This is a genomic window from Pseudomonas boreofloridensis (assembly GCF_030580795.1).
Lineage (GTDB): Bacteria > Pseudomonadota > Gammaproteobacteria > Pseudomonadales > Pseudomonadaceae > Aquipseudomonas > Aquipseudomonas boreofloridensis.
Genome location: NZ_JAUQOQ010000026.1, coordinates 19,175 through 44,559, shown reverse-complemented (window position 1 = coordinate 44,559; position 25,385 = coordinate 19,175). Strand labels below are relative to the sequence as shown.

Annotated in this window: 19 protein-coding genes; 9 read left to right on the top strand and 10 right to left on the bottom strand. The window is 65.6% G+C overall.

Going from position 1 to position 25,385, the window contains the following annotated elements:
* Positions 1-657, bottom strand: a 657-nt coding sequence (locus tag Q6A47_RS21495; protein ID WP_304485320.1) for a biotin/lipoyl-containing protein, incomplete at its 3' end; no start/stop codon positions are given.
* Positions 658-670: 13 nt separating this feature from the next.
* Positions 671-3,316, bottom strand: coding sequence for a pyruvate dehydrogenase (acetyl-transferring), homodimeric type (gene aceE, locus Q6A47_RS21490; protein WP_304485319.1), 2,646 nt, complete (start codon positions 3,314-3,316; stop codon positions 671-673).
* Positions 3,317-3,699: 383 nt separating this feature from the next.
* On the opposite strand from aceE, the gene glnE reads away from it, so the two are divergent.
* From glnE to Q6A47_RS21450, 8 genes are all read left to right on the top strand, one after another.
* Positions 3,700-6,630, top strand: coding sequence for a bifunctional [glutamate--ammonia ligase]-adenylyl-L-tyrosine phosphorylase/[glutamate--ammonia-ligase] adenylyltransferase (gene glnE, locus Q6A47_RS21485; RefSeq protein WP_039581255.1), 2,931 nt, complete (start codon positions 3,700-3,702; stop codon positions 6,628-6,630).
* A 136-nt stretch (positions 6,631-6,766) separates the two neighbouring features.
* Complete coding sequence (waaF, locus tag Q6A47_RS21480) at positions 6,767-7,816, top strand: lipopolysaccharide heptosyltransferase II (RefSeq protein ID WP_116889619.1); 1,050 nt, start codon at positions 6,767-6,769, stop codon at positions 7,814-7,816.
* On the top strand, positions 7,817-8,875 hold the full coding sequence (gene waaC / locus Q6A47_RS21475) for a lipopolysaccharide heptosyltransferase I (protein ID WP_039581248.1): 1,059 nt from the start codon (positions 7,817-7,819) through the stop codon (positions 8,873-8,875).
* Complete coding sequence (locus tag Q6A47_RS21470) at positions 8,875-9,996, top strand: glycosyltransferase family 4 protein (protein WP_304485318.1); 1,122 nt, start codon at positions 8,875-8,877, stop codon at positions 9,994-9,996. The genes waaC and Q6A47_RS21470 overlap by 1 nt, the downstream gene beginning before the upstream one ends.
* Positions 9,993-10,799, top strand: a complete 807-nt coding sequence (gene rfaP, locus Q6A47_RS21465) for a lipopolysaccharide core heptose(I) kinase RfaP (RefSeq protein WP_039581242.1) — start codon at positions 9,993-9,995, stop codon at positions 10,797-10,799. The genes Q6A47_RS21470 and rfaP overlap by 4 nt, the downstream gene beginning before the upstream one ends.
* A complete protein-coding gene (locus tag Q6A47_RS21460) occupies positions 10,799-11,533 on the top strand; it encodes a lipopolysaccharide kinase InaA family protein (RefSeq protein ID WP_029614008.1) in 735 nt (244 codons plus the stop codon). The genes rfaP and Q6A47_RS21460 overlap by 1 nt, the downstream gene beginning before the upstream one ends.
* Entirely contained in the window at positions 11,530-12,282 is a 753-nt protein-coding gene (locus tag Q6A47_RS21455) for a lipopolysaccharide kinase InaA family protein (protein ID WP_116889615.1), read from the top strand. Before Q6A47_RS21460 ends, Q6A47_RS21455 begins: the two co-directional genes overlap by 4 nt.
* On the top strand, positions 12,282-13,724 hold the full coding sequence (locus Q6A47_RS21450; RefSeq protein ID WP_304485317.1) for a lipopolysaccharide kinase InaA family protein: 1,443 nt from the start codon (positions 12,282-12,284) through the stop codon (positions 13,722-13,724). Before Q6A47_RS21455 ends, Q6A47_RS21450 begins: the two co-directional genes overlap by 1 nt.
* On the opposite strand, the gene Q6A47_RS21445 is transcribed toward Q6A47_RS21450, so the two are convergent.
* The 8 genes from Q6A47_RS21445 to Q6A47_RS21410 form a co-directional block, all read right to left on the bottom strand.
* Positions 13,697-16,495 carry a dermonecrotic toxin domain-containing protein gene (locus Q6A47_RS21445; RefSeq protein WP_304485316.1) on the bottom strand — a complete coding sequence of 933 codons (2,799 nt, stop codon included), beginning with the start codon at positions 16,493-16,495 and terminating at the stop codon, positions 13,697-13,699. The genes Q6A47_RS21450 and Q6A47_RS21445 overlap by 28 nt on opposite strands.
* A 73-nt stretch (positions 16,496-16,568) precedes the next feature.
* Complete coding sequence (locus tag Q6A47_RS21440; protein ID WP_304485315.1) at positions 16,569-16,745, bottom strand: hypothetical protein; 177 nt, start codon at positions 16,743-16,745, stop codon at positions 16,569-16,571.
* Positions 16,742-17,854: a PepSY-associated TM helix domain-containing protein gene (locus Q6A47_RS21435; protein ID WP_304485314.1), complete on the bottom strand. Its 1,113-nt coding sequence runs from the start codon at positions 17,852-17,854 to the stop codon at positions 16,742-16,744. Before Q6A47_RS21435 ends, Q6A47_RS21440 begins: the two co-directional genes overlap by 4 nt.
* A gap of 63 nt (positions 17,855-17,917) precedes the next feature.
* On the bottom strand, positions 17,918-20,350 hold the full coding sequence (locus Q6A47_RS21430) for a TonB-dependent siderophore receptor (RefSeq protein ID WP_304485313.1): 2,433 nt from the start codon (positions 20,348-20,350) through the stop codon (positions 17,918-17,920).
* Positions 20,351-20,464: 114 nt separating this feature from the next.
* Positions 20,465-21,421 (bottom strand): FecR domain-containing protein, encoded by a 957-nt coding sequence (locus Q6A47_RS21425; RefSeq protein ID WP_304485312.1) that lies wholly within the window; start codon positions 21,419-21,421, stop codon positions 20,465-20,467.
* The gene (locus Q6A47_RS21420; RefSeq protein WP_039581223.1) at positions 21,418-21,936 is read right to left on the bottom strand and encodes an RNA polymerase sigma factor; all 519 of its coding nucleotides are present in this window, start codon (positions 21,934-21,936) and stop codon (positions 21,418-21,420) included. Before Q6A47_RS21420 ends, Q6A47_RS21425 begins: the two co-directional genes overlap by 4 nt.
* Before the next feature lie 115 nt (positions 21,937-22,051).
* Complete coding sequence (locus Q6A47_RS21415; RefSeq protein WP_029614011.1) at positions 22,052-22,762, bottom strand: 3'-5' exonuclease; 711 nt, start codon at positions 22,760-22,762, stop codon at positions 22,052-22,054.
* Positions 22,759-24,696 carry a putative nucleotidyltransferase substrate binding domain-containing protein gene (locus tag Q6A47_RS21410; RefSeq protein WP_304485311.1) on the bottom strand — a complete coding sequence of 646 codons (1,938 nt, stop codon included), beginning with the start codon at positions 24,694-24,696 and terminating at the stop codon, positions 22,759-22,761. Before Q6A47_RS21410 ends, Q6A47_RS21415 begins: the two co-directional genes overlap by 4 nt.
* 215 nt (positions 24,697-24,911) lie before the next feature.
* On the opposite strand from Q6A47_RS21410, the gene Q6A47_RS21405 reads away from it, so the two are divergent.
* Positions 24,912-25,355, top strand: a complete 444-nt coding sequence (locus Q6A47_RS21405; RefSeq protein ID WP_029614012.1) for a response regulator — start codon at positions 24,912-24,914, stop codon at positions 25,353-25,355.
* Positions 25,356-25,385: the final 30 nt, after the last annotated feature.

Sequence of the window (25,385 nt, the reverse complement as noted above, 5' to 3'; positions counted from 1 at the left end):
GCCTGGGGCGGCTTCGGTCTTGGCGGCAGCGGGTGCTTCGGCCGGGGCCGCAGCGGCTGCCGGCGCAGCACCGGCCACTTCCAGCTTGAGGATCAGGTCACCGGTGCCGACTTCGTCGTCCAGCTTGGCGATCACTTCCTTGACCACGCCAGCGGCGGGGGAAGGGATCTCCATGGACGCTTTGTCCGACTCCAGGGTGATCAGCGACTGGTCGGCTTCGACGGTATCGCCCGCCTTGACCAGCACTTCGATGATCTTGGCCTTGCCCGACGAGCCGATGTCCGGCACGTGGATGTCCTGCACGCTGGCTGCCGCAGGGGCAGCCGCCGGCGCTGGAGCGGCCTGTTCGGCCGGCTTCTCGGCAGCTGCGGGGGCGGCTGCGGGTTTTTCCTCGGCGGCGGCCGCCTCAGGCGCCGCAGCGGCGCCCTCGGCTTCCAGCACCAGCAGTTCGTCGCCTTCTTTCAGACGGTCGCCCAGCTTGACCTTCAGTTCCTTGACCACGCCAGCCTTGGGAGCTGGAATTTCCATGGAGGCCTTGTCCGACTCCAGGGTCAGCAGGCTCTGGTCGGCCTCGATGCGGTCGCCGACCTTGACGAACAGCTCGATGATTTCACCTTCACCGCTGCCGATGTCAGGTACGCGAATGAGTTCGCTCACTTAAAAATACTCCTCAGCAGTCCAGTGGGTTGCGCTTGTCCGGATCGATGCCGAACTTGACGATGGCGTCAGCCACAACCTTGGGTTCGATCTCGCCGCGGTCAGCCAGGGCTTCTAGGGCAGCCAGCACCACGAAGTGGCGGTCGACTTCGAAGAAGTGACGCAGCTTCTTGCGGCTGTCGCTGCGACCGTAACCGTCGGTACCCAGGACCTTGAACTCTTTGCTCGGCACCCACTGGCGGATCTGCTCGGCGAACAGCTTCATGTAGTCGGTGGAGGCGATGACCGGCCCTTTGCGGCCGCTCAGGCACTGCTCAACGTAGGTCTGCTGTGGCTTCTGGCCAGGCTTGAGGCGGTTGGCGCGTTCCACGGCCAGGCCGTCGCGACGCAGTTCGTTGAAGCTGGTGACGCTCCACACGTCGGCACCGACGTTGAACTCTTCACGCAGGATCTTCGCTGCCTCGCGCACTTCGCGCAGGATGGTGCCCGAGCCCATCAGCTGCACGTGGTGTGCGGCGTCGCGGGTGTCTTCTTCGAGCAGGTACATGCCCTTGATGATGCCTTCCTCGGCACCGGCCGGAATGGCAGGCTGCTGGTAGGATTCGTTCATCACGGTGATGTAGTAGAAGATGTCCTGCTGCTCTTCGGTCATCTTCTTCATGCCGTCCTGGATGATCACCGCCAGCTCGTAGCCGTAGGTCGGATCGTAGGTGCGGCAGTTCGGGATGGTGCCCGCCATCATGTGGCTGTGACCGTCTTCGTGCTGCAGGCCTTCACCGTTGAGGGTGGTACGGCCGGCGGTACCGCCGATCAGGAAGCCACGGGTGCGGCTGTCGCCAGCGGCCCAGGCCAGGTCGCCGATACGCTGGAAGCCGAACATCGAGTAGAAGATGTAGAACGGCAGCATCGGCTGGTTGTGGCAGCTGTACGAGGTACCGGCCGCAATGAACGACGACATGGCGCCGGCTTCGTTGATGCCTTCCTCGAGGATCTGGCCCTTCTTGTCCTCGCGGTAGAACATCACCTGGTCTTTATCGACAGGCTCGTAGAGCTGACCGACCGAGGAGTAGATGCCCAGCTGACGGAACATGCCTTCCATACCGAAGGTACGGGCTTCGTCCGGGATGATCGGGACGATGCGCTGGCCGATTTCCTTGTCCTTGACCAGCTGCGCCAGAATACGCACGAAGGCCATGGTGGTGGAGATTTCGCGGTCGCCCGAGCCGTCCAGGATCGCTTTGAGCGTTTCCAGTGGCGGGGTCGGCACGCTGAAGCTCTTGGCGCGACGCTGCGGCACGAAGCCACCCAGGGCGGCGCGACGCTCGGCCAGGTACTTGGCTTCGGCAGAACCTTCCTCAGGCTTGAAGAACGGCAGGTTCTCGAGCTCGGCGTCCTTGACCGGGATGTCGAAGCGGTCGCGGAATTTGCGCAGGCTGTCGACGTCGACCTTCTTGGTGTTGTGCGCGGTGTTCTTGGCTTCGCCAGCACCGGTGCCATAACCCTTGATGGTCTTGGCCAGGATGACGGTCGGCTGTTCCTTGTGGTTCACCGCCTGGTGGTAGGCCGCATACACCTTGTACGGGTCGTGGCCGCCACGGTTGAGCTTCCAGATCTCGTCGTCGGACAGGTCTTCGACCATGGCCTTGAGCTCTGGGGTGTTGAAGAAGTGCTCGCGCACGTAGGCGCCGTCTTTGGCCTTGTAGTTCTGGTATTCGCCGTCGATGACTTCGTCCATGCGGCGCTGCAGGGCACCGTTGGTGTCCTTGGCCAGCAGTGGGTCCCAGAAACGGCCCCAGACCACCTTGTTGACGTTCCAACCACCGCCACGGAACACGCCTTCGAGTTCCTGGATGATCTTGCCGTTGCCGCGCACAGGGCCGTCGAGGCGCTGCAGGTTGCAGTTGATGACGAAGATCAGGTTGTCCAGCTTCTCGCGGCCGGCCAGGGAGATCGCGCCCAGGGATTCCGGCTCGTCGCACTCGCCGTCACCCATGAAGCACCAGACTTTCTGCTTGCCGGCCGGGATGAAGCCACGGGCCTCCAGGTACTTCATGAAGCGTGCCTGGTAGATGGCCTGGATCGGACCCAGACCCATGGATACGGTCGGGAACTGCCAGAAGTCAGGCATCAGCCAGGGGTGCGGGTAGGAGGACAGGCCATTGCCGTCCACTTCCTGGCGGAAGTTGTTCATCTGGTCTTCGTTGATGCGACCTTCGAGGAAGGCGCGGGCGTAGATGCCGGGGGAGGCATGGCCCTGGAAGAAGATCAGGTCGCCACCGTGTTCTTCGGTCGGGGCCTGGAAGAAGTAGTTGAAGCCGATGTCGTACAGGGTGGCGCTGGAGGCGAAGCTCGAGATGTGTCCGCCCAGGTCCGAATCCTTCAGGTTGGTACGCATGACCATGGCCAGAGCGTTCCAACGTACCATCGAGCGAATGCGGCGTTCCATGAACAGGTCGCCAGGCATGCGTGCTTCGTGGGTGACAGGGATGGTATTGCGGTATGGCGTGGTGATGGCATAGGGCAGCTGCGAACCACTGCGGGTGGCCAGCTCGCCCATACGGGTCATCAGGTAATGAGCGCGGTCTTCGCCTTCTTTGTCGAGGACCGACTCCAGGGCATCCAGCCATTCCTGGGTTTCGATAGGATCGAGGTCTTGCATGGCTTGCTCCAGGGCGGAAAGGCAACCAGAATCGGAAGCCTGAGTTTGCGACTGGCCTTTTGGGCAGACGTCGTGAATTCTTGGATTTGCCGGAGCGTCTTCCGGCGCCGTGTAGTTTTACTACAAATGCTTCGGCATTTCATGCTTTTGAGCATACATGGGAGTAGTAACACTACAGGAATGCGGCATGTGGCCGCCTTCCGGGTTGTGGAGAAAATCGTTCCTCGTGGTTGGATGTGCACGCTAGTGCGAAGTTTGCTGATGAATCGTACCAATGATTCGTATTTTTCAGCTATTTACCACTTTTGTATGACAGTCCAACCTTGGCGCTTCTCCCCCTCCACCGCGACTACCCCTCCTTTCACGCCGATCAAGGATAGACCATGCGCCTGCCTTTGCCGTCCGATCTGCCCGCCGCCTTGCAACCGCTGGTCGCCCGTAACCGCCAATTCCTGCGCGAGGCCCTGGCGGCACACGCCGACCTCGACCCTGCCGTCCTGAGCGATGCCCACTGGGCTCAGTTCGACCAGGTCGCTGCCGCCAGCGAGTTCGTGCTCGAGCAGGTGCAGCGCGAGCCAGGCATGCTGCTGGAGCTGGTCGCACGCGGTGAGTTGGCGCAGGGCTATGCCCCCGGACAATTACGCAGCCATATAAAGGCAGCGGCCGACGCGGCGCAGAGCGAAGACGAGCTGGCGCGCAACCTGCGCCGTGCGCGCAACCGCCAGCAGGTGCGGATCATCTGGCGCGACCTCAGCCGTCAGGCCGACCTCGGCGAGACCTGCCGCGACCTCTCGGACCTGGCCGACGCCTCGATCGACGAAGCCTACCAGTGGCTGTACCCGCGTCACTGCCAGCAGTTCGGCACGCCCATCGGCAGCCGCAGCGGCCAGCCCCAGCACATGGTGGTGCTGGGCATGGGCAAGCTGGGCGCGGTGGAGCTGAACCTGTCCTCGGACATCGACCTGATCTTCGCTTTCCCGGAAGGCGGCGAGACCGAGGGCGTCAAGCGGGCACTGGACAACCAGGCGTTCTTCACCCGCCTGGGCCAGCGGCTGATCAAGGCGCTGGACCCGGTCACCGTCGACGGCTTCGTGTTCCGTGTCGACATGCGCTTGCGCCCCTACGGCTCGGCCGGTGCCCTGGTGCTGTCGTTCAATGCCCTGGAGCAGTACTACCAGGACCAGGGGCGGGACTGGGAGCGCTACGCGATGATCAAGGCGCGGGTAGTGGCGGGCGATCAGCAGGCCGGCGCTCAGTTGCAGGACATGCTGCGGCCTTTCGTCTACCGCCGCTACCTGGACTTCTCCGCCATCGAGGCGCTGCGCACCATGAAGCAGCTGATCCAGCAGGAGGTGCGACGCAAGGGCATGGCCGACAACATCAAGCTCGGCGCGGGCGGCATCCGCGAGGTGGAGTTCATCGCCCAAGCGTTCCAGTTGATTCACGGCGGGCGTGACCTGAGCCTGCAGCAGCGCCCGTTGCTGAACGTTCTCGCCACCTTGGAAGGCCAGGGCTACCTGCCGCCGGCGGTGGTCAGCGAGCTGCGCGATGGTTACCGCTTCCTGCGCTACACCGAGCACGCCATCCAGGCCATCGCCGACCGGCAGACACAGATGCTGCCGGACGCCGAGCTGGACCGCGCGCGCATCGCCTATATGCTCGGTTTCGCCGACTGGGACGCCTTCCACGCGCAATTGATGCATTGGCGCGGTCGCGTCGACTGGCACTTCCGCCAGGTAATCGCCGACCCCGACGACGAAGAGGGTGAAGGCGAGCTGGTGGTCGGGGGCGAGTGGTCGCCGTTGTGGGAGCAGGCCCAGGACGAGGAGGCTGCCAGCCGGCAGCTCGAGGAGGCCGGTTTCAAGCAGGCCGGCGAAGCGTTGCGGCGTCTTTCGGTACTGCGCACCAGTCCATCGCTGCGCTCGATGCAGCGCCTCGGTCGCGAGCGTCTGGATGCCTTCATTCCGCGCTTGCTGGCGCAGACCGTCGAGCACCAGGATCCGGACCTGGTGCTCGAGCGCGTGCTGCCGCTGGTCGAAGCGGTGGCGCGGCGTTCGGCCTACCTGGTGCTGCTCAGTGAGAACCCAGGGGCACTGCGCCGCCTGCTGACGCTGTGCGCGGCCAGTCCCTGGATCGCCGAGCAGATCGCCCGTTTCCCGCTGTTGCTCGACGAATTGCTCAACGAAGGGCGGCTGTTCAGTCCGCCGCTGGCGCCGGAGTTGGCCTCGGAGTTGCGTGAGCGTCTGACCCGAATTCCCGAGGACGACCTGGAGCAGCAGATGGAGGCGCTGCGGCATTTCAAGCTGGCCCACAGCCTGCGCGTAGCGGCCTCGGAAATCAGCGGCAACCTGCCGCTGATGAAGGTCAGCGACTACCTGACCTGGCTCGCCGAAGCCATTCTCGACCAAGTGCTGGCCCTGGCCTGGCGTCATACCGTTGCCCGCCACGGTCAACCCAAGCGCAGCGACGGCAGCCTGTGCGCGCCGAGCTTCATCATCGTCGGCTACGGCAAGGTCGGCGGTATCGAACTGGGGCACGGCTCGGACCTTGACCTGGTGTTCATCCACGACGGCGATGCCAATGCCGAGACCGACGGCGCCAAGCCCATCGACGGCGCGCAGTTCTTCACCCGCCTGGGCCAGCGCATCATTCACCTGCTGACCACCCAGACCAACTCCGGCCAGCTCTACGACGTCGACATGCGCCTGCGCCCCTCCGGCGCGTCGGGGCTGCTGGTCAGCTCGCTGGGGGCCTTCGAGCGCTACCAGCAGCAGGAAGCCTGGACCTGGGAGCACCAGGCCCTGGTGCGCGCCCGGGTGCTGGTGGGCTGCCCGCAGGTGGGCGCCGCCTTCGAACGCGTGCGCGCGGCGGTGCTGGGCAAGCCCCGCGAGCTGGACACGCTGCGCGCGCAGGTGAGCGAGATGCGCGCCAAGATGCGCGCCAGCCTGGGCAGCAAGGCGACGGTCGCCGGCACCGCCGACAATGCCTTCGAGCCGGGCCAGCCGTTCGATATCAAGCAGGATGCCGGTGGTATCGTGGACATCGAATTTATGGTGCAATACGCCGCTTTGGCCTGGTCCCACGAGCACCCGGCCCTGCTGCGCTGGACCGATAACATCCGCATTCTGGAAGAGCTCGAACAGGCCGGGTTGATGCCCGCCGCAGACGCCGTGCTGCTGCGCGAGGTGTACAAGACCTTCCGCTCGGCCTCGCACCGCCAGGCCCTGCAGAAGCAGGCCGGGGTGATCGATGCCGGACAGTTCGTCGATGAGCGTCGCCAGGTGCGGCGGATCTGGAGCGAGCTGGGCCTGTAGCCGGGGCGGCCTGTCAGGCGCGAAGGTCCATGGCGCAGCACCGGTGATACACTGTCCGCCAAATAGCCTGAATATAAAGAGGGGAGGCCAGGTTGAAACGCAGCCTGCAGCCTCCCCGACTGTTTCTGGATAAAGCATGAGAATACTGATCATCGGACCCAGCTGGGTCGGCGACATGGTGATGGCACAGACCCTGTTCCAGTGCCTGCGCCAACGTCATCCCGAATGCGTGATCGACGTGCTGGCCCCCGAGTGGAGCCGGCCGATCCTCGAACGCATGCCCGAGGTGCGCCAGGCCTTGAGCTTCCCGCTCGGCCACGGTGCGCTCGAGCTGGCCACGCGGCGACGTATCGGCAAATCGCTGGCCGGCCAGTACGACCAGGCCATCCTGCTGCCCAATTCGCTGAAGTCGGCGCTGGTGCCGTGGTTCGCCGGCATCCCCAAGCGCACCGGCTGGCGCGGCGAGATGCGCTACCTGCTGCTCAACGACGTGCGCAAGCTCGACAAGGCGCGCTACCCGTTGATGATCGAGCGCTTCATGGCCCTGGCCTTCGAGCCGGGCGCCGAATTGCCGCAACCTTATCCACGTCCGAGCCTGCGCATCGAAGCCGCCAGCCGAGAGGCTGCGCTGGCCAAGTTCGGCCTGCAGCTCGACCGTCCAGTGCTGGCACTGTGTCCGGGCGCCGAATTCGGCGAGGCCAAGCGCTGGCCTGTGGAGCACTATGCCGCCGTGGCCGAGGCGATGATTCGCCAGGGCTGGCAAGTGTGGTTGTTCGGCTCGAAGAACGATCACCCGGTCGGCGAGCAGATCCGCGAGCGCCTGATCCCAGGGCTGCGCGAAGAGTCGTGCAACCTGGCCGGCGACACCTCGCTGGCCGAGGCCATCGACCTGATGTCCTGCGCCGATGCCGTGGTGTCCAACGACTCCGGCCTGATGCACGTCGCCGCCGCCCTGAATCGCCCGCTGGTGGCGGTCTACGGCTCCACCTCGCCGGGCTTCACGCCGCCGCTGGCCGATCAGGTCGAAGTGGTGCGCACCGGCATCGAATGCAGCCCTTGTTTCGACCGTACCTGCCGCTTCGGGCACTACAACTGCCTGCGCCTGCTCGAGCCGCAGAAGGTCATCGCCGCCCTGCACGGTCTGGCCGCGCCGGGCCTGATCGATACCCGTGTCGAGGTCGACTAAGTGCGGGTACTGATTATCAAGACCTCGTCGCTGGGCGACGTGATCCACACCTTGCCAGCCCTCACCGATGCGGCCCACGCCGTCCCCGGCATCCGCTTCGACTGGGTGGTGGAGGAGGGCTTCGCCGAGATTCCGAGCTGGCACCCGGCGGTGGATCAGGTCATCCCGGTGGCCATTCGGCGCTGGCGCAAGAACCTCTGGCAGACCCTCAAGAGCGGCGAATGGAAGGCCTTCAAGCAGCGTGTGCGCGAGCGCCGTTACGACCTGGTGATCGACGCCCAGGGGCTGGTCAAGTCGGCTTGGCTGACGCGTCTGATCAAGGCGCCGGTGGCCGGGCTCGACCGCTATTCGGCGCGCGAAGGCCTGGCCAGCCGATTCTACGACCGGCGTCTGTCGGTGGCCGTGGGTCAGCATGCGGTGGAGCGTGTGCGCCAACTGTTTGCCCTGGCCCTGGCCTACGACCTGCCCGAGGGGCTCGGTCAGTACGGCCTGGACCTCAAACGCCTGCAACTGCCGCCCACCGCCCCCTACGTGGTGTTTCTGCATGGCACCACCTGGGCCACCAAACACTGGCCTGAGGCCTACTGGCGCGAGTTGGCCGAGCGCATGGGGCGGCGTCGCATGAAGGTGGTGCTGCCCTGGGGCAACGCCGCCGAACAGGCGCGCGCCGAACGCATCGCCCAGGGCTTGGAGCACTGCCAGGTACTGCCCAAGTTGAACCTGGCAGGCGTGGCCCGCATTCTGGCGGCGGCCAAGGCCTGCGTCGCGGTGGACACCGGCCTCGGCCACCTGGCCGCCGCGCTGGACGTGCCGACCATCTCCCTGTTCGGCCCGACCAACCCCGGCCTGACCGGCGCCTACGGACGCGCGCAAATCCACCAGGCCAGCGACTTCCCCTGCGCCCCCTGCCTGCAGAAGAAGTGCACCTACAAACCGAGCGCCGAGGACCTGCGCCGGTTCGATCTCAAACGCGAGTGGCCATTGTGCTTCACTCGCCTGAATCCCGAGCATGTGGCGGGCCGCTTGAGCGCGCTGCTGCTGGCTGAGGATGTTCGTTGATGCAACTGGCTTTCGTGCTTTACAAATATTTCCCCTTCGGTGGCCTGCAGCGCGACTTCATGCGCATCGCCCTGGAGTGCCAGCAGCGTGGCCACCAGATCCGTGTCTACACGCTGATCTGGGAAGGTGATGTGCCACCGGGCTTCGACGTGCGGGTGGCGCCGGTCAAGGCGCTGTCCAATCACCGGCGCAACGAGAAGCTCAGTGCCTGGATGGCCGAGGACCTGGCCAGAGAGCCGGTCGACCGGCTGATCGGTTTCAACAAGATGCCGGGGCTGGACGTGTACTACGCCGCCGACGGTTGCTTCGAAGACAAGGCCCAGACCTTGCGCGGCGGCCTGTACCGGCGCTGGGGCCGCTACCGGCACTTCGCCGAGTACGAGCGCGCGGTGTTCGACCCGCACGCCAACACTGAAATCCTGATGATCTCCGAAGTGCAGCAGCCGCTGTTCATCAAGCACTACGGCACCCCCCTCGAGCGTTTCCATCTGCTGCCGCCAGGTATTTCCCAGGACCGCCGGGCGCCGGCCAACGCGGCAGACATCCGCGCGGCGTTTCGCCAGGAATTCGGCCTGGGCGAGGACGACCTGCTGCTGGTGCAGATCGGTTCGGGCTTCAAGACCAAGGGCGTGGACCGCAGCCTCAAGGCCCTGGCCGCGCTGCCGGCGAACCTGCGCAAGCGCACTCGGCTGATGGTCATCGGCCAGGACGACCCCAAGGTGTTCCAGTTGCAGAGCGCTACCCTCGGCCTGGGCGATCAGGTGCAGTTCCTCAAGGGGCGCAGCGACATTCCGCGCTTCCTGCTCGGTGCCGACCTGCTGATCCACCCGGCCTACAACGAGAACACCGGCACGGTGCTGCTCGAAGCGCTGGTGGCCGGCCTGCCGGTGCTGGTCTCGCAGGTGTGTGGTTACGCCCATTACATCGCCGAGGCCGACAGCGGGCTGGTGCTCGACGAGCCGTTCGAGCAGTCGCAGCTCGACGCCTACCTGCAGCGCATGCTCGACGATCCTCAGGCGCGTGCCGACTGGGCGCGCAATGGCCTGGCCTTCGCCGCCTCGGCCGACCTGTACAGCATGCCTCAGCACGCCGCTGACGTGATTCTCCAGGAGCGCGCATGAAACTGATGCTGGCCGAACCGTTCAAGCGCCTGTGGGCCGGGCGCGATCCCTTCGAGGCCGTCGAGGCCTTGCAGGGCGAGGTGTACCGCGAACTGGAAGGGCGTCGGACGCTGCGCACCGAGGTGGCCGGCGCGGGCTACTTCGTGAAGATTCACCGCGGCATCGGCTGGGGCGAGATCTTCAAGAACCTGTTCAGCGCCAAGCTGCCGGTGCTGGGTGCCGGCCAGGAATGGCGAGCCATCGAACGCCTGCATCAAGCCGGGGTGCCGACCATGACCGCGGTGGCCTATGGCGAGCGCGGCGCCAATCCTGCGACCCAGCATTCGTTCATCGTCACCGAAGAACTGGCGCCTACCGTCAGCCTGGAAGATTTCAGCCTCGACTGGCGCCGTCAGCCGCCGCCACCGGCGCTCAAGCGCGCCCTCATCGCCGAAGTGGCGAAGATGACCGGCACCATGCACCGCGCCGGGGTCAACCACCGCGACTGCTACATCTGCCATTTCCTGCTGCACACCGACCGCCCGGTGACGGCGCAAGACTTCAAACTGTCGGTCATCGACCTGCACCGCGCACAGACCCGCGCCACAATCACCCGTCGCTGGCGCAACAAGGACCTGGCCGCCCTGTACTTTTCGGCACTGGACATCGGCCTGACGCGTCGCGACAAACTGCGCTTTCTCAAAGGCTACTTCCAGCGCCCGCTGCGCCAGGTGCTGGCCGAGGAAGCCGCGTTGCTCGCCTGGCTGGAGCGCAAGGCGCGCAAACTCTACGACCGCAAGCAACGCTATGGGGATGCGCTCTGATGGCGAGTTGGACACTGGCGCCGGACTACGCGTGGCTGGCCGCCGACTTCGGCAGCCTCGAGGCGGTGTTCGCCCTGGAAGGCGAACGCCTGACCCGCGACCCGCTCAGCGAGGTCATCCGCATCGAGCGCGAGGGCGTCAGCTATTACGTCAAGCGCTACACCGGGGCCGGCAAGCACATGCGCCGCTTCTTCGGACGGCCTCGTATCAAGGCCGAATGGCAGAACCTCAAGCAGTTCGCCAAGTGGGGCATTCCCACCGCCGAAGTGGTGGCCTGGGGCCTTGAGCGCAAGGGTCTTGCGTTCGGCCGTGGGGCGATGATCACCCGCGAGCTGCCGCGCACCGAGGACCTGTCGGCACTGGCCGATCGCAACGATCCACGCCTGGCGGACCGTGCCTGGGTCGATCACATCAGTCGCCAACTGGCCCGGCACACCCGGGTGATGCACAACCACCACTTCGCGCACAACGACCTGAAGTGGCGCAACCTGCTGGTGGACGACCAGGCCACGGTGTTCTTCATCGACTGCCCGACCGGCGACTTCTGGCGCGGTTTCATGCTGCGTCATCGACTGATCAAGGACCTGGCCTGCCTGGACAAGGTGGCCAAGTACCACCTGTCCGCGACCCAGCGTCTGCGTTTCTACCTGCAGTACCGCGGGCACACCCGACTCAACGCGCGCGACAAGCGGCGTATCCGTCAGGTGGTGAGCTTTTTCGAGGGAAGGGAATGACCGATTACCTGGCCAGCGCCGAAGCGGCGCTGCTGCAACGCCATGGCCTCGACGATTTCGAGGCGCTGTGGGCGCTGCAACTGGAGGCCGTCGACGAGCCCAACACCGGGCGCGGCGGCTGGAGCAGCGTGTTCCGCCTGGAGCTCGAGGGCAAGGGCTATTACCTCAAGCGCCAGAGCGACTACCTCACCCACACCCTGCACCGGCCGTTGGGCGAGCCCACCTTCGCTCGCGAATTTCGCAATATCCAGCGCTATCAGGCGCTCGGCATCCCGGCTTTGCAGGCGGTGTTCTACGGTGAGCGCAAGCAAGGTGGCCAGCATCGGGCGATCCTGATGACCCGTGCGCTGGACGAGTGGCGCGACCTGGACAGCCTGCTGCTGCAATGGCCGCAGCTCGATCCCGCGCAACGCCAGGGCGTTCTCGGTGCCTGTGGCGAACTGGCGCGCACGCTGCACGGCGCCCGTCAGGTGCATGGCTGTTTCTACCCCAAGCACATTTTCCTGCGCGAGCGCCGGGAAGGTTGGCAGGCGCAATTGATCGACCTGGAAAAGACCCGGCCGCTGCTGCTCGGTCGCCGTGACCGTCTCAAGGACCTGGAACCGCTGCTGCGTCGTGCGCCGGTGTGGAGCGAGGCGGACTTGCGTCACCTGCTCGCCGCCTACCTGGCACAACCGGCCGATAGCCCGCCGGTGTCTGCCTGGTTGCAGCGCCTGAGCACACGTCGTCGTGAGAAAGAGGCCCGTTGATGCGCCTGTCCGAATTGAAGAACGCCGGGCGCAGCCCGACTCTGCCCCTGAACGTGATCCTCGAGGATGCCGCTGGCAGCGCCGAACTGCAGCTGTTCAGCCTGCTGCGCGTGCTGCCTGGCCAGCGTTACGTCGGCGCCGGCCTGTGGCGCGGCACGCCGGTGCTGGCCAAGTTGCTGGTGGGCGGCAACGCTGCGCGACATTTCCAGCGCGAACTGGATGGCGTGCGCCTGCTGGCCGCCCAGGGCCTGGTCACACCACGCCTGCTGGCTGATGGCCTGAAAGACGGCGAAGGCGGCTGGCTGCTGTTCGAGTTCCTGGAGCACGCCGAAAGCCTGGGCGCTGCCTGGGCCAAGGTCGAGCACCTGCCGATGCTTGCCGATGAACAACATGCCGTACTCGGCGAAGCGTTGACGGCGGTGGCGCAGATGCATGCCAAAGGCCTGTGGCAGGAAGACCTACACCTGGACAACCTGCTGCGCCACGATGGTCGCCTGTACCTGATCGACGGCGCCGGGATCAAGGCCGAGACGCCGGGTCAGCAGCTGTCGCGTCAGCGCGTGCTGGAAAACCTCGGGGTGTTCTTCGCTCAGTTGCCCAAGCGCTTGCAGCCGTTCATCGAAGAAGCCCTGGTGCATTACCTGCTGGCCAACGCCGAGCATGCGCTGCCGCTGGAGGCACTGCAAAAGCAGATCGACAAAGTGCGCACATGGCGCCTTAAGGATTACCTGGACAAGGCCGGGCGCGACTGCAGCCTGTTCAGCGTGCAGCGCAGCCTGTCAGGGCTACAGGCGATTCGCCGTGAGGAAGACGCAGCCCTTGCCCCGGCGCTGGCGCAAGCCGATGCGCTGATCGACCAGGGCCACGTGTACAAGACCGGCGGGGCAGCCAGCGTCGCGCGCGTGGACGTCGGCGGCCGTACCCTGGTGCTCAAGCGCTACAACATCAAGAACACCGCCCACTGGTTCAAGCGTTTCTGGCGCCCGAGCCGGGCCTGGCATTCCTGGATCGAAGGCAATCGTCTGACCTTCCTCGACATCCCCACGCCGCGCCCGCTGGCGGTGCTCGAACGCCGCGTGATGGGGCTGCGCAGTACGGCCTATCTGATAACCGAATACGCCGATGGCCCTGACTTGAGCGCCTGTTTCGCACCCTTCGTCGAGAGCGGCGAGGCGCCCGAAGAACAGGTGCAGGCGCTGATCGAGCTGATGCAGCGGCTGATCGCCGAGCGCATCAGCCATGGCGATTTCAAAGGTCACAACCTGTTCTGGCAGGACGGCCAGTGGTCGCTCATCGATCTGGACGCCATGACCCAGCACGCCACCCAGCTCAGTTTCGCCCCGGCCTACGCCCGCGACCGCGCGCGGCTGCTGCGCAACTGGCCGACCCGCAGCGCGCTGTATCAGCGGCTGGATCAGCGTCTGCCCAGGCTTACCGAGTAGGCGGGCGGCAGCGCCAGCCAGTCGCTGCTGCGCCCGGCCTGGCGCACGCGAATGCGCCATTGCTGGTCTTGCCAGCGCAGGATCGCCCAGGGCTTCACCGCAGCACCCGGCTCGCTGCGCATCAGCAGGTGATAGTGGTCGCTCAGCAGGTGACCGCGCAGCGGCAAGGCATGCTCGCCGGCCAGCAGGTAAAGCCTGTCGCCTGCGCGATACAGGCCGGCGGCCGACGCTTCGCGGATACCGCTGGGCGTTTCGGCGAGGCGACAGCCATCGAGCAGTACCTGCAAGTCCGGCAAGCCGTCGTACCACAGCACCGGCGAGTCCACGACCCATTCACCATCCTCGCGGCGCTTGATGGGCACCTTGGTGTAGGCGTCGGGCTGACGCGGGTCGAGTACCCGCCAGCGGTAGCCATCGAAGGCGACCTGGTAGGTGCGGCCGGCCGAGTCCTTGACGAAATAGAAGGTCAACCCCGGATAGGGTGAGGCCTGTTCGTAGATCCCTTCCTTGTGGACCCCATCGACCCGATAACGCAGCTTGCTGGCGTCGACTTTCAGGGCCAGCGCGGGCGGCAGCGTCAGCGGTGGCGTCGGCGGCATGCCGCGGATCGCACGGCGAACCACGGTCGAGCCGCCGATGCTGTTGATGGCGTCGTTGACATGGGTGAAGGCTTCGACGAAGTGCTTCAGCGCGCCGACACGGTCGTCCTGGCGGTAGGCTTTGGCCATGTCGAACACCGAGAGTGCCGCGCGTGCGAACGACAGCGGGGTCAGGGCGCGGTTGGGCAGCACCAGACTGACCAGGTCGAGCGTGACCCACAGCACATGCAAGCTGAACTCGCCCAACAGTTCCAGTTTGGTGTGAGTACTGGCATCCACCAGTGCCAGGGCTGCATGCACTTCGGCCCGATAACGCGCCTGCTGGAAATCACCGACGATCTCCGGCGTGTTCACTCGGGGGCCGAGTCGCCCGTTGAGTATCCCGCGTTCAAGTGCCGCAGGGTCGGCCAGCGGGAGTCGCTCCTTCAGGTAATCGCGCAACGCCGGCTTGTCACGCAGCGTGCGCAGCAAATGCCGGGCATTGCGGTATTCACGCCAGGCGCGGCGATCCGGTGCGTCGGGGGTGTACACCACGAAGCGCTGCAGGCCGGCGATCTCGGGTGTGATCAAAAGCACGCCCATCACCGTGTGGTTGTCGATCATCCATTGGCGCACTTTCAGTCGATGGCCCAGCGCGCCGCGTTGAGCACTGGCAGGGTAGTCGATGACGGTGCGACTCCAGGCATAACCGCGCTCGAACGGATCCTCCAGGTAGTGACCGGCATAGCGCGCCTTGGCCGCCTCGGCGTTCATGCGTGCTTTGCCGATGGCGACGAAGCGCTCTTGCCGCCAGTGGCCGGTCGGCGATTCCAGCAGGTGCAGACGCAGGTACTGGCTGTAGCTTTCGCCCACGTTCAACTCGCGCACCAGTTGCTTGACCTGCTCGGCCGTGATCTCGGGGATGGGGCTGCCGTCCTTGCGGTGAACGCGTGCCGTCAACCAATAGTCCACGTCGAGCCAGGCGACATTGAGCGCGGCCAGCTCGTCGAGGCGGTAGGTGCGTGGCACCAGTTCGATGGTATCGCCCACCTGCGGCCGGCTGGCGACGGGGATGTAGCCGCTGGCCAGGCCTGGATGCATGACCGGGCCGCGTTGTCGCGCCAAGGTCACGCTCACATGAACCTCCAACGGATCGATATCGAATTGGTACTGATGGCGCAATCGGGCGCGCAATTGCTGGCATGTCCAGATGTTCAGGGCGTTCTGATCGAGGAATTGTTCGTGGCTGAGGATGCCCGGTGCCGCTGCACGGTCGATGGCGATCACCAGCTCCTGCATGGTCTGCATGATGTGGGTCAGGGCCTGGGGCGAGGCGTTCTTCAGCCAGGCGGGTGAGTTGCGCTCCAGCAGCAGGCCATAGCGTGTCTGCAGGGCCGACTGGCTGCCGGCCCAGGGCAGCAGGTCGACGGCCTGTTGCAGTCGGCTTGCCAACTGCGCGCGGTCGAGCGGATCGCGCTGGGCGAGATCTTCCCACACCTGGGTCAAGCGTGTGCGTTGCCCGTCGATCAAGACCTGTGCCTGGGCCAGTAGCAGATCATCGCTGAACCACTCGTAGCGCAGACGCTCGGCATTGAGCGCCAGGTCCCGGTCGCGGTCGCTGGCCATATGACGCAGCAGTGGCTGGCTTTGCTGCGGATCGTCCAGCCGCTCGCACAGCTCGACATGCAGTTCTGCCAGGTCATCGAAGGCCTCGATGCCATGGGACAGGCTGCACAGCAGTGCGTACTCGCTGGGTTGTTGCGGATCGGGCATGCGGCCCTCGGGGCCTCCCTCGACGATGACGAAAGCACCGGGTAGGTAGCTGCGCCAACTGGGGGTGCCGATGTCCAGGACGGGCCGGTACACCTGCGGGCGCGCCGCGCTGCCCAGGTGTTGACGCTGCCAGGGCAACGGCAGGCGTATGCAGGTTTCCATCAGTTCGGCGTGGTTCGAGCCCAAGGTGTGATCGCCGACGCGCAGGGTGATCTGCGCCAGCATCTGTTCACGTAGCACGGCCGTCATCCGCGCCTGGCGGGTCTGGCCGGTGACGTCCGTATCGAGCCAGTACTGGGCCAGGTCCGCAAAGTAACGTTGGCGCGCACTCAGCCAGGGCAGTTGAGCGTCGGGGCTGGGTGGCGAGGCGAGCAGGTCGCTCAATTGTTGATCGAAGGCGATGAACTGCTGAAGACTCATGAGCGGCGCTCCGTGGTGGGGGAGCGTGCGAGCCTGGCGCGCCTTGCTGCGGCGCGCGCGTTAGTCGATTACCTCACTTGGCGCATAACCCGCGCACAGCCAGGAGTACCGGTGCGCCCAGGCCCACCCAGGCGAGCGCGTCCCAGGCCCCATCGCCCAGCAGTGCGGCGAACAGCCCGGCGCCGCCGAGCACGGCGATGACCAGCGGCCAGGCGAAAATGCGTCGCGTGCTTTGCGATCTGTGACTCATGCTGGCACCTCCCGCCGTTTGCGCTGCTTGCCCCACCACAGGTACAGGCCACTGAGCAGCACGACGATGGTCAGCAGGTCCAGCGCCGCCCAGAGGATCTGCATCGGTCGTCCGCCGTAGTCGCCGAAGTGCAGCGGTTGCGACAGGCCCATGGCGTCCATGTACCAGGGACGCTCGCCGACGGCTGTCACTTGCAGCGTGCGGGCATCGATCAGCACCGGGGTGAACAGGTGCGAGGTGAGGGGCGTGGCGCCGTTCATGAACACCGCGTAGTGGTGCTCGCTGGAGAAGCGGGTGCCGGGAAAGGCGATGAAGTCCGGGCGCATGCCCGGCGCGGCTTGCTGGGCGATGCTCAGTAGCTGCGTGGCCGGGGCGCGTTCGGTCAACGGCGCGGCCTCGCGATAGGGCGCGACCATCGCGGCCAGGCTGTCGTTGCGCCAGGCGGCGATGACCAGGTCGGACAGGGCGCTGATCACGCCGGTCACGCCCACCACCAGCGCCCAGGTCAGGGTGACGATGCCAATGAGGTTGTGCAGGTCGATCCAGCGCACCCGCGACGACTTGTCGGTGCGCACCGAGGCGAAGCGCAGGCGGCGCATGAACGGCGCATAGAGCACGGTGCCGGAAACGAGGGCGACGATGAACAGCAGGCCCATGAAGGCCAACAGCAGCTTGCCGGGCAGGCCGGCGAACATATCCACATGCAGGCGCAGCAGCACCATCATCAGACCGCCATTGGCCGCCGGCATGGCCACCGCCTCGCCCGTGCGCGCGTCGAGCATGAAGGTGTGCGATGAGTTGGGATCGCTGCTCGCCGTGGCGGCAGTGATCGCCACCACGCCGTCGGGAGTGTCCTCATCGAAACCGAAATACTGCATCACCTCGCCGGGTCGATGCTGCTCGGCCTTGAGCACCAGTTGTTGCAGGTCCAGGTGAGGCGTGCCGGACGGCAATTCGCGCAGCTCGGGCGCGTCGCCGAGCAGGTGTTCGAGTTCGTGGTGGAAGATCAGCGGCAGGCCGGTCAGGGCCAGCAGCAGCAGGAACAGCGTGCAGACCAGGCTGCTCCAGGTATGGATCGCCGACCAGCGGCGCAGGGTTTGGCTTTTCATCTCAGGTCCCGCAGGGGTCTTGGGCCGCGCCCTCGCGCAGCGGGTTTGCGAGGGCGCAGTCGATCAGAACTGGTACTTGGCGCTGACCACCACGCTGCGTGGGTCACCGTAGTAGCAGTAGTAGCTGTCGCAGGTGGACAAATAGTTCTTGTCCAGCAGGTTGGTGGCGTTGACCGCCACCGAGGCGCCCTTGAGGCTGTTGTCCAGGCGGCCGAGGTCGTAGTGCACGGCGGCATCGAACACGGTGTAGGCCTTGGCCTTGCCCAGGTAGGTGTTGCCCTGGTCGCCGTAGGTGTTGCCGGTGTAGCGCGCCCCGGCGCCGACGCCGAAGCCGTCGAGCACACCGCTGTGCCAGGTGTAGTCGGTCCACAGCGAGGCTTGCTGATTGGGCATCAGTTGCAGACGGTTGCCTTTGTAGAGGCCGTTCTGCACCTCGGATTTGGCCAGGGTGTAGGCGGCGATCACCTTGAGGTTCTCGGTCACCTCGGAGGTGGCCTCCAGTTCCAGGCCGCGGACTTTTACTTCGCCGGTCTGGCTGGTGACGGTGACGTTGCCTACGTTGTTGGTGACGGCCACATTCTTTTGGGTCAAGTCATAGACCGCTGCGCTCAGCAGTGTGTTGGAGCCTGGTGGCTGATACTTGATGCCCAGCTCCCATTGCTGACCTTCGGTGGGTTTGAGGCCGTTGGTGGGCGATACATCAGCCTTGCTGCTGGGTTGGAATGACTCGGCGTAGGACAGATAAGGCACGAATCCTGAGTCGAAGACATAGCTGATCGCGGCGTTGCCGCTGAATTTCTTGTCGCGCTGGGTGTTGGTGGCGTCGCCTTGATTGCGGAACTGCGTCCCGGTGTGCACCCAGTCTTCGCGCCCGCCGAGGGTCAGGCGCCAGTTGTCGAGGGCCATCTGGTCCTGAACGTAGAGGCCGGTCTGGCGGGTCTTCTGGTCGTAGTCGTAGAACGCGGTGGATCGGTCCGGGCGCTCGATGGGCAGACCATAGACCGGACGGTTGAGGTTGATCGCCGGTGCGCCGCCGAAGATGGCCAGGTAGTTGTTGTTCATGCGCTGGTGGTCCAGGCCGACCAGCAGGGTATGACGGATGTTGCCGGTGTCGAAGTCGCCCTGGAAGTTGTTGTCGACGGCGAACTGGCTGATGTCTTCATCGACATTGGTGGTGCCGCGACCCGTGTTGCCCTGATTGTCCACCACCATGCCGAACCCAGGGTTGTAACTGTTGACGGTCACGTTCTGGAAGGACAGGTCCGACTTGGTGTAGCGCAGGTTCTGACGGAACTGCCAGACATCGTTGATGCGATGCTCGAAGGCATAGCCCAGTGCGTAGTAGGTGCGGTCGTAGAAGTCGTAGTTGGGATCGCCCAGGTTCTTGTGCCGTGACACCTTGCCGAACGGCATGTCGATCTTGGTGCCCTGAATCGGGTAGAACTGGCTGGTGACGCCGGTATCGTCCCGCGTGAACTGGCTCAACAAGGTCAGCGAGGTGTCTTCGTCGATATGCCAGGTCAGGCTCGGGGCGATGTTGTAGCGTTTGTCGTCGATATGGTCGATGGCCGTGCCGCCATCGCGCACCACGCCGCTGACGCCGTAGAGCAGGCGGCCGTCGTCGTCGATCTTGCCGGTGCTGGCGAAGTTGATCTGGCGATGGTTGTCGCTGCCGTACTGCACTTCGATTTCGTGCAGGCTTTCGGCTTGCGGGCGACGACTGACGATGTCCAGCAGCCCGCCTGGCGGGGTCTGGCCGTACACCGACGACGCCGGACCGCGTAGCAGGGCCAGGCGGTCAAGGTTCCAGGTTTCCGGTTTCGGGTTGGCATACACCCCGCGCGGCAGCGGCAGGCCGTCGAGGAACTGGGTCGGCTCGAAGCCGCGCACGCGCATCCAGTCGTAGCGGGTGTCGCTGCCGAAGCTGGAGGAGACGATGCCGGGCATGTACTTCACCGCGTCATCCAGGCTGTGAACGCCGCGGTCGCTCATCTGTTGCCGGGTGGCCACCGAGATCGAGCGGGGGGCTTCCACCAGCGCGGTGTCGGTTTTGCTGCCGGCTGCGGTGCGCTTGGCCAGGTAACCGTCGACCGGGCCCCACGCGCTCTCGCTGTCGCCGCTGGCATTCACGGTGGTTTCCGGTAGCGCCACGCTGCCCTGCGGCACACTCACCAGGCTGTAGCTGCCGGCGCTGCCCAGTTGCAGTTGCAGGCCGGTACCGCGGAGGGCGGCCTGCAAGGCCCCGACACCGTTGAAGCTGCCTTTGACCGGCGCCGAGGTGCGGCCGCTGGCCAGGCTCGGGTCCAGGGCCAGGGCGATGCCGGCTTCGCTGGCGATGCGGTTGAGCGTCGCGGCCAAGGGGCCGCTGGGCACATCATAGGTGCGTACGGCGGCCTGTTCGGCGGCGAACGCCAGCGGACCGAACACAGGGGTGGCAAGGCCGATGGCCAGGGCCATGAGGCTGGGACGCAGGTAAGACTCGACAGCGCGGGACATGCAGTGGCTCCTAAACGGATAAGTGCTGACTGCTTCCTTGCCGAGCGAACGATGAAAAGTGACAGGGCTGTTTGAAAATTTTTGGGTTGCTACAGAAGGCGGGAGGTCGAAGGCTCACTTGGCCTCGACCGTCACCCACCACGGCGTGCGCCGTTCGATCTTCACCGGCAACGCCGGTACCAGCGAGGCCAGCGCCAGGTCGGTGTCGGTCAAGGGGAAGCTGCCGCTGATCCGCAGTTGCGCGACCTTGCCGGATACGCTCAGGTGGCCGCTGCGGTAGCGGCTCAACTCGGCCACCAGGTCGCCCAGGCGCACGTTGTCCACCACCAGCATGCCGCGCGTCCAGGCATCGGCGCCGGGCTGGACCGGGCCGATCAACCCCAGCCCCTGGGCATTCATCAGCACCTGCTGGCCTTCCTCCAGCACCTGTTCGTTGCCTTGATCACGCGGTTGCGCCGCGACCCGGGCCTGCAGCACTTCCAGCCGCGTCCCGGCGGTCTCGCGCTTGACCAAAAAGCGCGTGCCCAGCGGACGCAGGCGGCCGTCGTCGGTGCGTACCCAGAGCGGGCGCGGGTCGTCGTGACCGGTTTCGACCGAAATCTCGCCCTGGTGCAGCACGATCACCCGCTGTTCGCCGGCAAAGTCGATATCCACCGCCGTGTGGGTGTCCAGGCTGAGCAACGTGCCATCTTCCAGGCGCAGGGTGCGCAGTTCCCCGGTGCCGGTGCGCTGGTCGGCCAGCCAGTAACTGGGCGCCAGCGAGGGTGCTGCGCTCCAGGCCAGCAGCCCGCCGAGCAGCAGCATGCCGGCCAGCCCGCCGCCAAGCTTGCCGACCCGTTGGCGCAGGCCCGCACGCGATTGCAGCAGGGCATGGCGGGCCGGACCGGTCGCCGCGCCGACGCGCTGGTCGAGCAGGCTCAGTTGAAACCAGGCTCGGGCATGTTCCTCGCTGGCGGCCTGCCAGCGCTTGAAGGCATCGCGCTCATCGGCCGTGCCATCGCCGCCTTCCAGGCACAGCTTCCAGGCGATGGCGGCTTCCAGCACCTTGGCCGAGACCGGCAGGTTGTTCACGTCGGCGCTCCGTACAGCGCCACGTAGCATTGGCGCAGGCCTTGGGCGATGTACTGGCGCACCCGCGAGACCGAGACGCCCAGGCGCTCGGCGATCTCGGCGTGGCCCAGGCCGTCCAGGCGGTTGTACAGAAACGCCGCGCGCGCCTTGCTCGACAGTTTGCCCAGCAGCCGGTCGATGGCCTTGAGGTCTTCGAGGATCAGGTGCTGCATTTCCGGGGAGGGGTGTTCGGCGCTGGGCAGCAGCGCCAGTTCGGCGAGGTAGGCCTGCTCCAGCGCGGCGCGGCGGAAGTGGTCGAACAGCAAACCCTTGGCCACGGCGACGAGGAACGCGCGCGGCTCGCGTGGCGCGCTCAACTGCTCGCGCCCCAGCAGGCGCACGAAGGTGTCCTGGCTCAGGTCTTCGGCGCGCTGGCGGCAGGCGGTGCTGCGCTGCAGCCAGGCCATCAGCCAGCCGCGATGGTCGCGGTACAGGCTGCCGACCAGCTCGGCATGTGGGCTGTGCACGGACGACAAGGGCGTTCCCCGAAAAGAATGCGTTAAATAACGATAATGATTCGCGATTGTGGCAGAGCTGCACCGGAGGATGCAATTGACGCTTGTCAGAATGCTCGACGTTGCTCCGCGGCTTTTACAGACCGTGAGGCTGCAGCGCGCGCCGCCGCCATTGGCGTAGCCGCTGCTCCAGTTGCAGGGGGCTATCCAGTTGCTGGCGCCGCGCCTGGCTGAACAGGATCAGCGCCAGCTCGGCGGTCACTTGGGCGTCGGCGCTGGCGTGGTGACGCGCCTGCACCTCGAGGCCGAAGCGTGCCACCCAGTCGTCCAGCCCCGCCTCGCGCAGCACCGTGTCGGGGTTGAGCATGGGCGCCAGTTCGGCGACATCGATGAAGACCTGTTGCAGGCGGTAACCGAGGGTGTCCTTGAGTGCCCGGCCGAGCATGCCTTGGTCGAATGGGGCATGGAAGGCCAGTACCGGGCTGTCGCCGATGAACTCCAGCAACTCGACCAGCGCCTGGGCAGGATCGCTGCCGGCAGCCAGGGCGCTGGGGCCCAGGCCGTGGATCAGCACGCTGGCGTTGGTCTTCTGCTCTGGCCGACGCAGGGTGCGCTCGAATTGCCCACCCAGAGCGATGGCGCCGTCCTCGATGGCCACCGCGCCGATCGACAGCACCTGGTCGCGTTGCAGGTTCAGGCCGCTGGTCTCCAGATCCAGCACCACCCAGCGCTGCTCGCGCAGCGAGCACACACCGAGCGCGGCCGGACGTGGCAGGCTGGCCAGGCGCTGTTGCAGATCGACGTCGAGCGTCGGCGTGCGCGGGCGCAGCCAGGGGAACAGTTTCACAGTTGATACCGCTGGGCCAGACTGCTTTGCAGGCGCTGAGCCTGGCGCAGCGATTCGCGCAGGATGCGCCGGTCCAGGTGATTGAGGCTGTCCGGGTCGAGGCGATTGGAGTAGGGCTGGTTGTCGCGGCTCTGGCGCTGGTGCTGCTGCATGCGAGTTTGCTGGATGAAGTGATAGGCCTCCTCGAAGGCGGCGCCGTCGAGGGCGTCGATGACCCCCTTGGCCACCAGTTGGCGCAGGCGTTCCAAGGTGTTGTTGGCGGCGACGCCGTTGGCCAGGGCCAGCAGCCGCGCACCGTCGACGAAGGGGGTCAGGCCCTGGACCTTGAGGTCGAGGGTGGCGGTCTTGTCGTTGCCCTGCCGGGTCAGCACGAAGTCGCGCAGGCGCCCCACGGGCGGGCGCTGGCGCAGGGCGTTGTCGGCCATCATGCGCTGGAAGATGCGGTTGTCCGCGACCTGCGCCAGGATGCTCTGGCGCAACTGTTCGCAACCCTGCTCGTCGCCCCACACCACGCGCAGGTCGAAATAGATGCTCGAACCCAGCAGGTTCTCCGGGCTGGCCTCGCGGATGAAACCGGCGAAACGTTGTGCCCATTCGGCGCGTGACAGGCACAGCTCGGGATTGCCGGCCATGACGTTGCCTTTGCACAGGCTGAAGCCGCACTGGGCCAGATCCTGATTGATGCTGTTCGCCAACGGCAGCAGGCGCGCGCGCAACGCTTCGGCCTCGGCGGCGTCTGCGGCATCGAAGAGGATGCCGTTGTCCTGGTCGGTGTGCAGGGTCTGTTCGCGGCGGCCTTCGCTGCCGAAGCACAACCAACTGAAGGCGATCCCCGGATCGCCGTGTTCGGCCAGGGCCAGTTCGATCACCCGGCACACGGTGTGGTCGTTGAGCAGGGTGATGATCTGGGTGATCTGCGTCGAGGACGCGCCGTGGGCGAGCATGCGCTCGACCAGTTGACCGATTTCCCCACGCAGGGCCACCAGCGCTTCCAGCCGTGGCGCGTGGCGGATGGTGCGCGCCAGGTGCACCAGGTCGACGCGCTGCAGGGAAAACAGGTCGCGCTCGGAGACCACGCCGCACAGCCGCCCGTTATCCACCAGGCAGATGTGGGCGATGTGCCGCTCGGTCATCGCCAGGGCGCCATCGAAGGCGCTGGCCTGTGGCGCGAGGGAGAAGGGCGCGGCGGTCATGTGGCGCTGGATCGGCGCATCCAGCTCTGCGCTGGCGTCGGCGATCACCTGGCGCAGGTCGCGCAGGGTGAAGATGCCGATGGGGAAACGCTGCGTATCGACGATCACGATGCTGCCCACCTGCTGCTCGTGCATCAGGCGCACGGCATCGCGCAGCGGCATGCCCGGCGGGCACACCACCGGGTGACGCATGGCCAGTTCGCCCAGTGGCGTATTCAGCGAGTACTGGGTGCCGAGGGTATGCACCGCGCGCTGGCGCACCTGCTGGTTGACCTGGTCGAGCAGGCTGCTGACCCCGCGTAGGGCGAAGTCGCGGAACACGTCGGACAGCGAGAACACGCGGATGAACGCGGCTTTGTTCAGTTGCAGGCAGAAGGTGTCTTCGCCGGCCAGGTGCTCGGTGCGCGTGGCCCGTTCGCCGAGCAACGCGGCCAGGGGGAAGCACTCGCCGGTGGCGATCTCGAAGGTGGTTTCCACGCCAGGGCCAGTCACGTGCTGGCGCTCGCCCATCACCCGGCCCTGCTTGACGATGTAGAAGTGCTCCACGGGGCCGTCGGCGGGCTTGATGATGCTCTCGCCGCTGGCATAGAAGCGCAGTTGGCACTGCTCTACCAAGTACGACAGGTGACCCTGTTCCATCTGGTTGAAGGGCGGAAAACGCTGCAGGAATTGCAACGTGCCTTGAACGTTCTGCAGGACGGCTGTCCTGCCGGCCTGGGTGAAGGCGTCCTTTTTGCTCATGGGGCTGACCGTCTGCCTTATGCCGAACTATATATATCTATCTATAGGGGCGGCTTTGTTGTTGTCGAACCCCATGGTCGGCCGAGCGTCGGGGGATGCCCATTGGACGTAAGTCTAGCGGGCGAGGGCTCCGTCAAGGTTCCGACGAAAGGAAGGCCGTTACGACGGTTTCGACGGTCTTAACAACACTGCGGGATTTTTTTGACGAGATGGCCATGGCTGAGCATGACGACATATTGAGTGACGCCGAGCGCGAGGCCCTGGCCGTGGTGAGTGCGCCGACCCCACCCAGGCCGGTGGTGCTGGTGGTGGACGACAATCCGGTGAACAGCGAGGCGTTGAGCCTGTACCTGAAAAGCCGCGGTATCGACTGCATGACGGCCGACGGTGCCGAAGAAGCGCTGTTCAAGCTGCATTACGAGCCGCGCATCGCACTGATGATCACCGACCTGCGCATGCTGCCGGTGGACGGACTGGAGCTGATCCGCAAGGTGCGCGAGTCGGACCGCGCGGAAGTGTCGATCATCGTGGTGTCGGGCGACACCGACGTGAAGGAAGCGGTGGATGTGATGCACCTGGGCGTGCTGGACTTCCTGCTCAAGCCGGTCGACTTGGGCAAGCTGCTGGAGTTGGTGAAGACGGAGTTGCGGCTTGATTAGTCCGGCCCCGCGCGCGCAGTGAGCGCGACG

Excerpts from the sequence above, each read along its gene's own strand:
- Q6A47_RS21410 (WP_304485311.1), bottom strand. The coding sequence starts at position 24,696 with ATGAGCAAAAAGGACGCCTTCACCCAGGCCGGCAGGACAGCCGTCCTG.
- Q6A47_RS21460 (WP_029614008.1), top strand. The coding sequence starts at position 10,799 with ATGGCGAGTTGGACACTGGCGCCGGACTACGCGTGGCTGGCCGCCGAC.
- Q6A47_RS21405 (WP_029614012.1), top strand. The coding sequence starts at position 24,912 with ATGGCTGAGCATGACGACATATTGAGTGACGCCGAGCGCGAGGCCCTG.
- Q6A47_RS21440 (WP_304485315.1), bottom strand. The coding sequence starts at position 16,745 with ATGAGTCACAGATCGCAAAGCACGCGACGCATTTTCGCCTGGCCGCTG.
- Q6A47_RS21450 (WP_304485317.1), top strand. The coding sequence starts at position 12,282 with ATGCGCCTGTCCGAATTGAAGAACGCCGGGCGCAGCCCGACTCTGCCC.
- Q6A47_RS21455 (WP_116889615.1), top strand. The coding sequence starts at position 11,530 with ATGACCGATTACCTGGCCAGCGCCGAAGCGGCGCTGCTGCAACGCCAT.
- Q6A47_RS21445 (WP_304485316.1), bottom strand. The coding sequence starts at position 16,495 with ATGAGTCTTCAGCAGTTCATCGCCTTCGATCAACAATTGAGCGACCTG.
- Q6A47_RS21430 (WP_304485313.1), bottom strand. The coding sequence starts at position 20,350 with ATGTCCCGCGCTGTCGAGTCTTACCTGCGTCCCAGCCTCATGGCCCTG.
- rfaP (WP_039581242.1), top strand. The coding sequence starts at position 9,993 with ATGAAACTGATGCTGGCCGAACCGTTCAAGCGCCTGTGGGCCGGGCGC.
- waaF (WP_116889619.1), top strand. The coding sequence starts at position 6,767 with ATGAGAATACTGATCATCGGACCCAGCTGGGTCGGCGACATGGTGATG.
- Q6A47_RS21435 (WP_304485314.1), bottom strand. The coding sequence starts at position 17,854 with ATGAAAAGCCAAACCCTGCGCCGCTGGTCGGCGATCCATACCTGGAGC.
- glnE (WP_039581255.1), top strand. The coding sequence starts at position 3,700 with ATGCGCCTGCCTTTGCCGTCCGATCTGCCCGCCGCCTTGCAACCGCTG.
- Q6A47_RS21470 (WP_304485318.1), top strand. The coding sequence starts at position 8,875 with ATGCAACTGGCTTTCGTGCTTTACAAATATTTCCCCTTCGGTGGCCTG.
- aceE (WP_304485319.1), bottom strand. The coding sequence starts at position 3,316 with ATGCAAGACCTCGATCCTATCGAAACCCAGGAATGGCTGGATGCCCTG.